Source organism: Mycobacterium sp. NPDC006124 (genome assembly GCF_040614235.1).
Lineage (GTDB): Bacteria > Actinomycetota > Actinomycetes > Mycobacteriales > Mycobacteriaceae > Mycobacterium.
Window position 1 is genome coordinate 1 of sequence record NZ_JBEXUA010000003.1, and the last position, 12072, is coordinate 12072.

The 12072-nt window shown below is 67.8% G+C and carries 14 protein-coding genes and 1 pseudogene; 5 read left to right on the plus strand and 10 right to left on the minus strand.

The window, feature by feature from the left end:
- The first annotated feature begins 158 nt into the window (after positions 1 to 158).
- Positions 159 to 389 (plus strand): hypothetical protein, encoded by a 231-nt coding sequence (locus tag ABZ195_RS06885; protein WP_355216127.1) that lies wholly within the window; start codon positions 159 to 161, stop codon positions 387 to 389.
- On the opposite strand, the pseudogene ABZ195_RS06890 reads toward ABZ195_RS06885, so the two are convergent.
- From ABZ195_RS06890 to ABZ195_RS06905, 4 genes and pseudogenes are all read right to left on the minus strand, one after another.
- Positions 361 to 1292: pseudogene (locus ABZ195_RS06890) on the minus strand (alpha/beta hydrolase). The gene ABZ195_RS06885 and the pseudogene ABZ195_RS06890 overlap by 29 nt on opposite strands.
- Positions 1293 to 1373: 81 nt before the next feature.
- Complete coding sequence (locus ABZ195_RS06895) at positions 1374 to 1847, minus strand: hypothetical protein (RefSeq protein WP_355216129.1); 474 nt, start codon at positions 1845 to 1847, stop codon at positions 1374 to 1376.
- A gap of 75 nt (positions 1848 to 1922) precedes the next feature.
- Positions 1923 to 2534, minus strand: coding sequence for a DinB family protein (locus ABZ195_RS06900; RefSeq protein WP_355216131.1), 612 nt, complete (start codon positions 2532 to 2534; stop codon positions 1923 to 1925).
- Between the two features lie 2 nt (positions 2535 to 2536).
- Entirely contained in the window at positions 2537 to 3061 is a 525-nt protein-coding gene (locus ABZ195_RS06905; RefSeq protein WP_355216132.1) for a DinB family protein, read from the minus strand.
- A 280-nt stretch (positions 3062 to 3341) separates the two neighbouring features.
- On the opposite strand from ABZ195_RS06905, the gene ABZ195_RS06910 reads away from it, so the two are divergent.
- Positions 3342 to 3785, plus strand: a complete 444-nt coding sequence (locus tag ABZ195_RS06910) for a hypothetical protein (RefSeq protein ID WP_355216134.1) — start codon at positions 3342 to 3344, stop codon at positions 3783 to 3785.
- Positions 3786 to 3910: 125 nt separating this feature from the next.
- Here ABZ195_RS06910 and ABZ195_RS06915 read toward each other — a convergent pair whose 3' ends face one another.
- The gene (locus ABZ195_RS06915; protein ID WP_355216135.1) at positions 3911 to 4219 is read right to left on the minus strand and encodes a hypothetical protein; all 309 of its coding nucleotides are present in this window, start codon (positions 4217 to 4219) and stop codon (positions 3911 to 3913) included.
- A gap of 224 nt (positions 4220 to 4443) precedes the next feature.
- Between ABZ195_RS06915 and ABZ195_RS06920 the strand changes: the two genes are divergently transcribed.
- Complete coding sequence (locus ABZ195_RS06920; RefSeq protein WP_355216137.1) at positions 4444 to 4794, plus strand: toxin-antitoxin system HicB family antitoxin; 351 nt, start codon at positions 4444 to 4446, stop codon at positions 4792 to 4794.
- Positions 4795 to 4825: 31 nt separating this feature from the next.
- Here the strand turns inward: ABZ195_RS06920 and ABZ195_RS06925 are convergent, their stop codons facing one another.
- Entirely contained in the window at positions 4826 to 5638 is an 813-nt protein-coding gene (locus ABZ195_RS06925) for an MBL fold metallo-hydrolase (RefSeq protein ID WP_355216139.1), read from the minus strand.
- A gap of 169 nt (positions 5639 to 5807) precedes the next feature.
- Here ABZ195_RS06925 and ABZ195_RS06930 point away from each other — a divergent pair, with 169 nt between their 5' ends.
- On the plus strand, positions 5808 to 6446 hold the full coding sequence (locus ABZ195_RS06930) for a DUF3887 domain-containing protein (protein WP_355216141.1): 639 nt from the start codon (positions 5808 to 5810) through the stop codon (positions 6444 to 6446).
- Positions 6447 to 6528: 82 nt separating this feature from the next.
- Entirely contained in the window at positions 6529 to 7608 is a 1080-nt protein-coding gene (gene mraY / locus ABZ195_RS06935; protein WP_355216143.1) for a phospho-N-acetylmuramoyl-pentapeptide-transferase, read from the plus strand.
- A 100-nt stretch (positions 7609 to 7708) separates the two neighbouring features.
- On the opposite strand, the gene ABZ195_RS06940 is transcribed toward mraY, so the two are convergent.
- Genes ABZ195_RS06940 through ABZ195_RS06955 form a run of 4 tightly spaced genes read right to left on the minus strand, consistent with a single transcriptional unit; the run spans position 7709 to position 12056 of the window.
- Complete coding sequence (locus tag ABZ195_RS06940; RefSeq protein ID WP_355216144.1) at positions 7709 to 9442, minus strand: aminotransferase class V-fold PLP-dependent enzyme; 1734 nt, start codon at positions 9440 to 9442, stop codon at positions 7709 to 7711.
- The gene (locus ABZ195_RS06945) at positions 9439 to 10206 is read right to left on the minus strand and encodes an amino acid ABC transporter ATP-binding protein (protein ID WP_355216145.1); all 768 of its coding nucleotides are present in this window, start codon (positions 10204 to 10206) and stop codon (positions 9439 to 9441) included. Before ABZ195_RS06945 ends, ABZ195_RS06940 begins: the two co-directional genes overlap by 4 nt.
- On the minus strand, positions 10199 to 11101 hold the full coding sequence (locus ABZ195_RS06950; protein ID WP_355216147.1) for an amino acid ABC transporter permease: 903 nt from the start codon (positions 11099 to 11101) through the stop codon (positions 10199 to 10201). The genes ABZ195_RS06945 and ABZ195_RS06950 overlap by 8 nt, the downstream gene beginning before the upstream one ends.
- Positions 11091 to 12056 (minus strand): ABC transporter substrate-binding protein, encoded by a 966-nt coding sequence (locus tag ABZ195_RS06955; RefSeq protein ID WP_355216149.1) that lies wholly within the window; start codon positions 12054 to 12056, stop codon positions 11091 to 11093. Before ABZ195_RS06955 ends, ABZ195_RS06950 begins: the two co-directional genes overlap by 11 nt.
- Positions 12057 to 12072 lie beyond the last annotated feature (16 nt).

Genomic DNA, 12072 nt, shown 5'->3' on the forward strand with positions numbered 1-12072 from the left:
AGAACCCACGTCCCTACGTGTGGACCAAGACCGCCGATCAAATCCTCGCCAGCATCGGCAACTACTGCCAACGAATTAACGACTCAGAACACTAGCACTCAACGGAGTGCCACCAACCGACGAGGTTGGATCGCGAAGAACGACGAGGGGTTCATCGAATGTCCGCTAACCAGGTACGCACCCGGCGCGTCAAGGCCGCAGCCGCAGCGGCGGGCGGATTCGCCGTCGTGGCAATGGGTCTCATCGGGGTGATGGGCGGCGGCGCGCCCGATGCACACGCATCGGGAGCGATGGACCTGGGGGCGACGACGACGAGCACCACCCCGGCCAAGGACATGCCCGCCAAGGCCGTGCCGGTGGTCAAGGCCGCGCGCTACGGGAAGAGCTAGCGGCGTTCTCGAGCACCGCGTCGACCACGGGCCGCCACACCGTTTCGGTAGATCGTGGCCCATCCCGTCGACGACGACGAAGCGCGCACCGTCGATCAGGCGAGCCAGGTTGCGGCCGTTGCGAATTCGCATCATCGGATCGTGCGAGCCGTGCACCACCACGGTCGGCGCGGTGATGCGCCGGGTGTAGCGCATCAGGCTGCCCGTACCGAGGATGGCGTCGAACTGCCGTAGGCCGCCCTGCTTGTAGTCGCTGCGCGCGGTCAGCGTCTCGACGCGCCGGCGCAGCTGATCCTCGGTCGGCAGGAAGTTGGGACCGTTGATCACCGCGATGTTGTGCATCTCGACGGCGACCTTGGCGGAGCGCGGCGCGTCCTTGCCCGGAGGGTTGAGCGCCAGCCTGATCACCCGCCACGACGGCAGGGCCGACAACGGCTTGCCCGAACTGGTCATCAACAACCCCACCGACCGGACCCGGTCGGGATGCGAGGCCGCCAGGATCTGGGCGATCATGCCGCCCATCGACGCTCCCACGACGTGGGCGGCGTCGACCCGGAGGTGGTCGAGCAGACCCACGGCGTCCTGAGCCATGTCGACCAACGTGTACGGCACCGGACTGGGGCGACCCAGCAGATAGCGCCCGATGCGCGGGACCACCGCGCCCTCGGCGCGCTGACCGCTCATCTTCGTCGACAACCCGACGTCGCGATGGTCGAACCTGATCACGCGGTAGCCGCGAGTGACCAGCAGCTTGCAGAACCCGTCCGGCCACATCGGCAGCTGGGCGCCGACGCCCATGATCAGCAGGATCGCCGGATGCTTCCGGTCGCCCAGGTCTTCGTAGTACAGCTCCACCGGGTGGGCCGGCGTGCCGCACGTGGCCCGGCCAGTCCGCTTGCGCATGACGCCTTTCTACCCGCGACGCGAAACGGGACCCGATGCCGTACCCGGCATCGGGTCCCGCTGCGTCACTGCGATGAAGGCTTAGCCTCCGGTGCCTACGCACACGCCGCCGGCGCACGCCGAGGCTCCGCCGGGCCCGGCACCCGCGCCCGCACCGGGAACACCGGCCGACGCTCCGCCGGGTCCGGCGCCGACGCCGCCGCCGGGCACGCTGGCCGAGGCCCCGCCCGGTCCGGCGCCTGCGCCGGTGTCGGAGCCGGGCACGCTGGCCGTGGCTCCGCCGGGTCCGGCACCTGCGCCCGCACCGGGCACGGTGGCCGAAGCGCCACCCTCGCCCGCGCCCGCACCGGGCGCGCCCGAGGTCGTCGGTGCCATCGTCGACTCCGACGGGGCCGTGCTGACGGTCGTGGTGGTGGTCGTCTCCGTGGTGCTGGAGGTGCTCGAGTCGGATCCACTGTCGCTGCCACCGCAGGCCACGGTGAGCGTGCCTACCGCGAATGCGGCGGCGATGCCTGCAGCGGCGCGGAGACGGAGGGAACTGCGAACGACGGCCATGTGTGGTCTCGATTCTGTGTAGATGGCTTCTCCCCAATGAGGACCTGTGGGGCTGTTACCCGCACTTGGCCGAAGTCAATCTTGATCGGACCGGTTCGCCGGGGTGAACGGCGTCAGCCAGTCGGTAGCCGGCCACCCTTCGAGTCCGGCCACCAGCTCATACATCGTGGCGCCGTCGATGCTCTCCCGGATGACGTCGCCCTGCCCGGCGTGCCGGGCCAATTCCTCCATCATGTGGAAGAACACCCAGCGCACCGACCACGCGTCGATGTCCTTGGGGAACCACGGGGCGTCGCGCGGTACGGGCACCGCCGCGTCCAGGTCGGCGGTCTCGACGAGGTGCAGCGTCTCGGCGTTCTGCGCGGCGAAAGCCTCCAGCAGCGACGCCAGCGTCTCGTCGGGCCGCATCGTGAATTCGTCGACGAACTCCGCCCGACGTCGTTGCATCGGACGGTCGTCGGCCGGCGGCGTTTCGGGTGCCGCGGCGACGCGCGCCATCCAGCCGCGCTGGCAGCCCGTCACGTGCTTGATCAGCGCGCCAATCGACAGGGCGCTGACCGACGGCGTCGAGCGCGCCTGCTCGTCGGTCAGGCCGAACGCCATCGCATGAAACGCATAGTGCTGCTGAAACAGGAAGTCGCGCAAGGCGCGACGTTCGTCGGCGACGGGGCCGGGCATGGCGGGCATGGTCAGTTCTCCTTCGTGGTGGTGTGGGCGTACAGGTCTCGCAGCAGCGCGATCTCCGCGCCGTGGTGGATGACTTCGCGATTGATGTGCAGCACCAGGTCGAGCATCGGCTTCTGGGCCCACGGGCCCTCGGCGGGTCCGATCGGTCTCTCCAGATCGGCGGCGCCGAGAGCCTGCACCCCGGCGCTCCAGCTGGCGTAGGCGTCGTCCAGCTGGTGCAGGGCGTCGCCGGCGGTGGTGGCGTAGTTCCACGTCTCGTAGGACGCGGGCGGGCCGCCGAAGTGGGAGTGGGCCCGCACCGCGAGGACGCCGACGATGACGTGGGCCAAGCGCCACGCGATGGTGGTGACGGGTTCGGGTTGCGGCGGCGTCGGGGCGAAGTCGACGCCGCCGTCCGGATGGACCGTCCAGCAGTTCGGCACCGGCTGCCAGAGGTATTCGTCGTCGGTGAGGCCGTCCAGCCGGGGACGGAGCTGCTGGGTCCAATGCCAGTCGAGTTGTTCGGCGAGATGAGCGGCGATGTTCATGACATGAGCGTCGCAGGTGCTTAGGACGGAATCGGTCCTAAGAGTGAGATGGTTTTGGACGGGGCACGACGAGTTGACTGGTCACGGCGCCTACGTCGACCAACACGTCCATGGCGATGGCCTCGAATGAGCGCCGTTCCTGCTGGCGTCGGGACTCGCCGCGCTTACCGACGGGCGGGCCGCGACCGAGGAAGACCCCTCCCCGTTCCACGGCCCCGAGTCACCGCGCGGGGGCAGCGAGAACCTGTTACTGGACTTCGCCGGCCACGGAGTGCGTTCCGTGGCAGTGCGTTTCGCGCCTACCACCCACGGCATCGGAGATCACGGTTTCATCGCCACCCTGTGCGGCGTCGCCCGCGATCGAGGCGTGTCCGGATACCCCGGTGACGGACTCAACCGTTGGGCCGCCGTGCACGTCGCGGACGCCGCACGCATGGTCGTGCTCGGCCTCGAGAAGGCGCCTGCCGGTTCGCGTCTGCATGCCGTCGCCGAGGAGGGCATCCGCACCCGGGAGATCGCCGAGGCCATCGGCCGGGCGTTCGACCTGCCCGTCGCTTCCATTCCTGATGATCGTGTCCAGGAGCACTTCGGCTGGATCGGCGGGTTCTTCAGCGGGGACATGGCCGCCAGTAGCGTTGCGACGCAACGACTCCTGGGGTGGACCCCAACGGGACCCACCTTGGTCGACGACATCGACGGCGGCGCTTACGGGCGGGCATCGTGATCGGTCCGGCCTAGCCGCATCACCGACGGCGTCGCTGCAATCAAATTCGCGGTCCCCGACGACTTCTGGCACGACCTCAGGGACAGCGGAGTGGTGTCGGAGGCGGCACCGCTGCCCGTCGACGGCTAGTCGGTCGACGCCTGGCGGTGGGCTGCAGCGGGTCGCCGAAGCTGAACATGGCCGACGTCCGGCCGGAGCACGACATCGGTTGGAGTGGGTGCCAGTCCCGTCAGCGCGACGTCCCTGACGTCCAACACCAGTTCGCGGATCTCGGCGTCGACGCCCGCGACGATGGTGGCGAGACGTCGCACGTGGACGGCCGTCATCATCGCGACGTCGTGCAGGGCGCCGACGCCGCGCGTGAGACCCCCGACCACCGCCAGCCCGCGGCCGAGGAACCGTGGACCAAGGGATTCGCGGCGCAGTTGCATCATCGCCCCATGGTGGACACGGGGATCTGATTTGTAAAGCCTTGGCGGGCGCCGGCGGGGCCAGACCCACTCTCGAAGTCTCTATCACCGGCGATATCACTGCGTGGGTGATATCGCCCGTGATGACGGATTCCACATCGGGTGGGTCCTCGCTCCTGGGGATGGGCCGTCGACGACCCCCCAATCCGTCCCCGGTCGTGTCGTACCGCCCCGACACGATCGACGCCATGAAGAACTACACCTACCGAGCACAGTGGTCGATGGAGTCAGGCGACTACGCCGGCATCTGCCTCGAGTTTCCGCTGGAGGAAACCCATGCCACGACCGCACTGGAGGCGATGGCGAAGATCACCGACAGAGTCGCAGTCATCCTCGCGGAGTACGAGAGGGACGACGCCGATCCTCCCTCGTCGCTCACCGACCGGCTCTACAGCGGCACGTTCCTCGTCCGCACGTCGTCGATGCTGCACTCGCGGCTGATGGTCGAATCCGCCGAACAGGGTGTCTCGCTGAATCACTGGGTGGTCCAGAAGCTTGCGGACCGGGGACCGGTCGCCACCACCGATCCGTTCTTTTGAGCGCAAGGGCCGAATCGCCGCCACCAGTGGGTCAGGTCAACTGGTCGAAGTCCCCACGGGCCCAAGCGATGTGACGCTCCGCGGACGCGCGGAGCACCACCTTCGCGTCGGCTTCGATGCAGTTGTTGAAGTTCCCGTAGATCCGGTCGTACCTCAGCGGTTCGAGCCGAGTGACGATTCGCTCCACGACGGCGCCGGAGAGCGGAATGTGGTTTGGGTAGCTGCGCATGAAGCCGACTGATCGCCGGTCGGGATTCGGAAAGACGCTGTCGCCCGTGAGTAGGACGCCGTTCCCGCCGGCGCCGTTGGCCCAATGCAGAACGCTGCTTCCCCGGAAGTGGCCGCCGATCTGATGCAGGGTCACACCGGGCGTGATCTCCTGCGTTCCGCTCCACGGTTCGACCACCGGATCGTGACGACCCAACCAGTCGCGGTCCGCTTCGGCCACCAGCACCGGGGGATTGCCCAGGCGGCGAGACCATTCCACCTGAACGCCGAACATGTGTGGATGGCTCGACGCGATCGCCACGACCGGTCCCAGCGCGAGCACCCGCGCACAGGCCGCGTCGTCCAGATAGCCGATCGGATCCCAGAGGACCGAACCCGATGGAGTTCTCAGGACCTGCATCGTCTGTCCGATGCCGACTGGTGGATCGGTGCCAACCCCGGTCAACCCGGGTTCGTTGTCGGTCCAGGTCAACTGCTGGCCAGCCGCCGCCAATGCGTCCAATGTCGTCCAACGTTGCCCCGTGGCAGGCACATACTGCCGTTCATCCGAACAGATCGGACAATCGTCTGGCGTGGGTTGGTCGTATTCGACGGCGCAGGTCGCGCAGATCAACACGCTGGCCTCCTCTCGGGCGGCGACCCACTGAGCGTAAAACCTGGCCGGCCCTCGAGGTCAACCCGCAGGTTCCCGCCCGGTGATTCGTCGTCCGTGGCATCGACTATCGGCTCCAACCTACGTCAACCAAAGATTGACATCGCACGATCTGTCAATTTACGCTTGACATGTGTCTGATTCGCTCTCGCAGATTGGCCAGCGGCTCCACCGCCAGCTCGGCCAGATTCTGGCCGCCCCGGTTCTGAGTAGCGCCAACGATCCCCTCGACTCGGTGCGCTCGGCGCTCGAGATCCGGGGCGGGGCCGAGGCGTTGATGAGTGCGGCGGTGGAGCAGGCGCGAGCGTCTGGCCGCACCTGGCAGGAAATCGGCGACGTGATCGGTGTTTCGCGTCAGGCCGCATTCCAGCGATACGGCAAGCCAATCGATCCCCGAAACGGAGAAGTCATGAACACCACCCCAGTTCCTGGTGCAGTCGAATTGGCTCAGGCGGTCATCGACGATCACGCTCACAGCCGATGGGCTGATGTCAGGGCGCGATTCGACGACAAGATGCGTGCCGGACTGACCGAGGAGGGACTCGCGGAGGCGTGGGCCTACATCGTGGGACTGGCCGGTGCGTACGAGGGCCACGGCGACACCGACGTCGCGCGTGCAGGCGACTTCACCGTCACCAGTACGCCGTTGGCCTTCGAGGCCGGTGACTTCGTCGCGCGCATCACCTTCCGTGACGATCGGACGATAGCCGGACTGTTCATCCTCAACCCCGAAGCTGCTGCCAGCGGCGCCGGTGCATCGGCCGGTGCGTGAATCGGCAGCCGCTCGAATGGATCGCAGAGGATGAGTACAGCCGCGGCCGGCCGAGCCGGGCGCTAGAGATCTGCGTCGTTGAATGAGCCAAATTCTCATCGCTGCCGGCTTGGCTCTGGCAATCGCCCTCTTGCTGACGCCAGTGTTGATCGGTGTGTTCACCCGGAAGGGGTTGGGCCAAGAGATCCGCGACGAGGCCCCCGAGAGCCACCAACACAAGCGTGGCACGCCGACAATGGGCGGTCTGGCGATCCTCACTGCGGTCTGGGCGAGCTATCTGGTCACGCACCTCGTCTCGCTCGCATTCGGCGGTGAGGGCCCGTCGGCGTCGGGACTGCTCGTCCTGGGCCTGGCCACTGCCCTGGGCGCGGTGGGTTTCACCGACGATTACGTCAAGGTGCGGCGCGCACGCAACCTCGGCTTGAACAAGCGAGCCAAGAGTGCCGGCCAGCTCGGCGCGGCGGTCCTGTTCGGTGTGCTCGCGCTGCAGTTCCGCAACGCCGACGGTCTCACTCCCGGCAGCGCCGGACTGTCCTACGTCCGCGACATCGCCACGCTCGCAATGCCGGCCGTCGTGTTCGTGCTGTTCTGCATCATCGTGGTGTCCGCATGGTCGAATGCCGTCAACCTCACCGACGGCCTGGACGGCCTGGCCGCGGGTGCCATGGCGATGGTGAGCGCCGCCTACGTCCTGATCACGTTCTGGCAGTTCCGAAACACGTGTGCGGTCAGCCCGGACCTCAGTTGCTATCACGTGCGGGACCCACTTGACTTGGCGCTGATCGCCGCGGCGACAGCCGGCGCCTGCGTCGGATTCCTGTGGTGGAACGCCGCACCCGCCAAGATCATCATGGGTGACACCGGTTCGTTGGCGCTGGGCGGCATAATCGCCGGGCTGTCGGTGACCAGCCGCACCGAGGTGCTGGCCGTCATCCTGGGCGCACTCTTCGTCGCGGAGGTGACATCGGTGGTCATCCAAGTCATCTCGTTTCGCACCACGGGCCGACGGGTCTTTCGCAACTCTCCGCTCCATCACCACTTCGAGCTGTTGGGTTGGCCCGAGACGAGACTGACCATTCGATTCTGGTTGATCACGGCCATCGCGTGCGGCCTCGGACTCGCGCTCTTCTACAGCGAGTGGCTGACGGCCGCCGGCGCCTGAGCCCCGGTAGGACAGGTGTGGCGGTCCGTCATGGTTGTGCCACGAGACCTGGGCGCCGTCGCCGCCGGAGTCCAGGTCCGGTGTGACTGCTGCCCAACGGTCAGCCGCGAATTTCGTTGAGGTAGTTGTAGATCGTGTACCGGGTGACGTCGAGCTGGCCCGCGACGTGGTCGACCGAATCCCGGATCAGGAAGAAACCCGCCTCGTCGAGCTCGCGGACGACGGCGGCCTTGTGGTGCTTCTTCATCTCGGGGGTCCGCACGCCCACCTTCGCGATCGCGCGGTCCACCAGGAACCGCTGCAGGCTGTCGACGTCGGGCGGGAAGCTCTCCTCGCGCTGCGGCACCTCCATCGAAACAGCCTCGGGCTCAAGGCTGTTGACGCACAGGCAGCCGATCGCGAGACCGTCGGCATCCCGCAGGAACAGAGTGGACGACCGGATGGGACGACCGTCGGGACTGTTGGTCCGGTAGTTGATCAGGTCCTGGGTGGTGCCTCGGCGGATGAGTCCCAGCAGCAGGTCGGTCATCGGACCTCCGACCGTGCGGTGGGTGAGGTCGCCCGCGATGGCGGCAATCGAATCCGGCAACCGGGACAGGTCGTGCAGCAGCACCTCGTTGCCGGGGCCGAGCATCGCCGCCAGGCCGTGGACCGCAGGCACCAGTGACGCGAGCAGGTCGTGGGTGGCGCCACTCGCACTGACGGGAGCCGGCGTGGGATCCGGGCGCCTCGGCTGGGTCAGCGTGAGCAGGGCCGCCCCAAGGCGTTCGACAGTCTCCGACGAGGTGGTCACGTGGGGCGAGAGCCGAATGTGTTCGGGCCGAACGGTTGCCGCAATTCCCGCCGCGGTCAACGCGGCACCGATCTGCTCGGGAGGATGCTCCGGCATCGTGAACGCCAGAATGCCGGCGCGCCGCTCACGGGCCGACACGATCTGTGCGCCCCGAGACAGGAGCACGTCTTCGAGCTCCGCCACCCGTGCGGCGACGTGCGCGGCGATGACGTCGACGCCGGTCTCCTCGACCAGCTCCAGCGCCACCGCGAAGGCCCCCGACGTCACCGGGCTCAGATTGGAGATCGACCAGGCGGCGGCCGTGGCGTCGGCGGGGTGGATCTCGTCGTCGAACAGGCCGGGGTCGCGCGCACCCGTCCAGCCCGACAGAACCGGGTCCATGCGCTCCAGCGCACGGTCCGACAGCACCGCGAAACCCGTGCCCCACCCGGCACGCAACCACTTCTGCCCACCGACGACCAACACGTCGGCCACGTCCCACGGCGCCTCGATGACGCCGAAGCCCTGGATGCCGTCGACGACGAGGATGCGGTCACCGACCACGTCGCGCAGCGCCGCGAGGTCGGCCCGGTACCCGGTGCGGTAGTCGACGGCGCTGACCGAGACCGTCGTGACGTCGCCGGTGAGGGCCTCGGCGATGCGGTCGGCGGTGACGTACCCGGCCGGTAGGCGTCGCACCGTCAGCCGCCCCGCCTGTTCGGCGCGGGCCCACGGGTAGGTGTTGGCGGGGAATTCGCCGGCCGAGACGAGCACGGTGCCCCCGCCGGCGTTGAACGCCGCCTGCAGCAGCCCGAGGCTGGTGTTCGGCTGCAGCACCACGTGGTCGACGTCGCTGTGGCACAACCGCGCCGCGGCCGCCTTCGCGCGGGTCTCCTCACGCATCAACTCGTCGACGGTGGCCGGCCCGGCGTGCGTCGCCTTCTCCAACAACCGGGCGGTGGCGTCCAGCACGGCGTGTGACGGCGGTCCGAAGCGCGCGAAGTCCAGGTAGCCCGCCGGCTCGGAGAATTGCAGGAGGTAGCGCGGCGAGATCGGCGTCACGCGAGCACCCGCGCCAGGAACTGCCGTGTCCGTTCGTGTTCGGGCGCTTTCAGGATGCGCTCGGGCGGGCCGGTCTCCACGACCGCGCCGTCGGCCATGAAGACCACGTCGTCGGCCGCCTCGGCGGCGAAGGCGATCTCGTGGGTGACGACGACCATCGTCATGCCGTCGGCGGCAAGGGTGCTCATCACCGCGAGCACCTCGCCGACGAGTTCGGGATCAAGCGCCGAGGTCGGCTCGTCGAACAACATCAGCTTCGGCTTCATCGCCAGGGACCGGGCGATTGCCACGCGCTGCTGCTGACCGCCGGACAGCTGCGCCGGGTAGGCGTCACCGCGCTGGCCGAGTCCGACCCGGTCCAGCAGTTCGAGCCCTTCCCTGCGGGCGACGTCGGGTGCGGTACCCAGCACGCGGATCGGACCCTCGGTGACGTTCTCCAGCGCGGTGCGGTGGCCAAACAGGTTGAACCGCTGGAACACCATCCCGATGTCGCGCCGTTGCCTGGCGACGTCACGCTCCCTGAGTTCGTAGAGCTTGCCGTTGCGCAACCGGAAGCCGATCGGTTCGCCGTCCACCCACACCTCGCCCTCGTCGATGTCCTCGAGATGGTTGAGACAGCGCAGGAAGGTGCTCTTGCCCGCACCCGAGGGGCCCAGCAGGCAGACCACCTGTCCACGGTGCACCTCGAGGTCGACGCCTCGCAGGACCTCGGTGTGGCCGTAGTTCTTTCGGACGCCGACGGCGCGCAGCAGTGGCTCAGACACGGGCGCCCCTCGTCAACGGAATGGCTCGCAGCGCCTTGGCGGCTCGGGCGGCGACGCTGCGCTCGGCGGCTCCGAAGGTGCGCTCGAGATAGTGCTGGCCGACGCCGGCGATCGTCACCACCACCATGTACCAGATCGCGGCGGCGAACAGGGTTTCCATCACCAGGAGGTTGTGGGAGGAGATGTTGTTGGAGGCGTGCAGCAGTTCGGTCACGCCGATGACCGAGGCGATCGAGGTGCCCTTCAGCATGTCGATGAAGTCGTTGCCCGTCGGCGGGATGATCACCCGCATGGCCTGGGGGAGCACCACCCGTCGCAGGGTCAGGCTGGGCGACATGCCAATTGACTTGGCCGCCTCGGTTTGTCCGGCATCGACGCTGTTCAACCCGGCCCGCACGATCTCAGCCATGTAGGCGCTCTCGTTGAGGGCCAGGCCCAGCAGCGCGGCGGTGAACGCGCTGACGAGGACGTTGGTGGGCTCGTTCAGCAGATATCCGCCGAAGGGCAGCGGAATGGCGATGGTCGGAATGACGAGCGCCAAGTTGTACCAGATGAGGATCTGCAGCAGCACGGGCAGACCACGGAAGAGCCAGATATAGGCCGTCGCAAACCATTTCGCGACGGGATTCGCGCTACGGCGCATCAGCGCGATGACGATCCCGATCACGATGGCCACCGTCTGGGCGATGACCGCGAGCAGCACGGTGTTCAACAACCCGACCAGCATCACCCGGTAGACGACGAAGTCTGGCACCGAGGACCAGTCGATCTGCGCCTTCGACAGCGCGACGAACACCGCGACGAGCAGCGCCAGGATGACCACGGCGCTGACCCACCGACCCCAATGCCGGAGCCGGACGATCTCCAGGGGCGCCGCGCGGGTCTCAGGCGCCATTGACGGCGGACTCCTTCACCGCGCCCTGCTCGACCCCCCAGCTCTGCAGGATCTTGAGGTACGTCCCGTCGGCGATCAGTTCGCCGAGGGCCTTGTTCACCGAGTCGCGAAGGGCGGCATCGTCCTTCGCGAAGCCGATGCCGTAGGGGCCGCCGTCGATGGGCTCACCCGGGACCACTTCGAAGATCTTGCCGTCACCGGCGGTGCGCGAGATGTAGGCGGCGCTGGGCAGGTCGTTGAGGATGGCCGCGACCCGGCCGGTGCGCAGCTGGTTCTGATTTTGGGTGTCGCTGTCGGTGGCCGTCACGTTCACGGCGGGCTTGCCGTCCTTGACGCACTTGTCGCTCTGCGCCGCGGCGAAGGTCTGGTGGCTGGTGCCCTGGACGACGGCGACGTTCTTGCCGCACAGCGCATCTGGTCCCGTGATGCCGTCCGGGTTGCCCTTCTGCACCATGATCGTGATGCCCGAGGAGAAGTAGTCGACGAAGTCGATCTGCTGCTGGCGTTCCTTCGTGTCGTTCATCCCGGCCATCGTCATGTCGATGCGGCCGGACTGCAGACTGGTGATCAGCGAGCCGAAGGCCATGTCCTGATACGCCGTTTCCACGCCCATCTTCTTGCCGATGGCCTTGGCGAGGTCGACCTCGAAACCGATGGGTGTCTTGCCGTCCTCGGCGTAGAAGTTGTTGGGCGCCGACTGGATGTTGGAGCCGACCTTGACGGTCTTGGACTGGGCGACCGCAGGCGGTAGCCCGGCAGCCAGACCCGGGTCCGGCGTGACGGCGGCGATGAGCCCGGCGTTGTCGGGGATCGCCGAGGTCTGGGCGCCGCTGGCGGCCGTGGACTCCGTCACGTCGCCGCCGACGCCGTTGCCGCAGGCGGTGACCCCCGCGGTGAGGACTCCGACGAGCAGCAGGGAGAACCGGGTACGGACCGGCAGCGGTGAACGCATCATGACCTCCAAGGTGTGA

Bases quoted from the DNA above. Each gene is read 5' to 3' on its own strand.
- ABZ195_RS06885 (WP_355216127.1), top strand. From the start codon at position 159: ATGTCCGCTAACCAGGTACGCACCCGGCGCGTCAAGGCCGCAGCCGCA.
- mraY (WP_355216143.1), top strand. From the start codon at position 6,529: ATGAGCCAAATTCTCATCGCTGCCGGCTTGGCTCTGGCAATCGCCCTC.
- ABZ195_RS06895 (WP_355216129.1), bottom strand. From the start codon at position 1,847: ATGGCCGTCGTTCGCAGTTCCCTCCGTCTCCGCGCCGCTGCAGGCATC.
- ABZ195_RS06905 (WP_355216132.1), bottom strand. From the start codon at position 3,061: ATGAACATCGCCGCTCATCTCGCCGAACAACTCGACTGGCATTGGACC.
- ABZ195_RS06900 (WP_355216131.1), bottom strand. From the start codon at position 2,534: ATGCCCGCCATGCCCGGCCCCGTCGCCGACGAACGTCGCGCCTTGCGC.
- ABZ195_RS06920 (WP_355216137.1), top strand. From the start codon at position 4,444: ATGAAGAACTACACCTACCGAGCACAGTGGTCGATGGAGTCAGGCGAC.
- ABZ195_RS06915 (WP_355216135.1), bottom strand. From the start codon at position 4,219: ATGATGCAACTGCGCCGCGAATCCCTTGGTCCACGGTTCCTCGGCCGC.
- ABZ195_RS06955 (WP_355216149.1), bottom strand. From the start codon at position 12,056: ATGATGCGTTCACCGCTGCCGGTCCGTACCCGGTTCTCCCTGCTGCTC.
- ABZ195_RS06950 (WP_355216147.1), bottom strand. From the start codon at position 11,101: ATGGCGCCTGAGACCCGCGCGGCGCCCCTGGAGATCGTCCGGCTCCGG.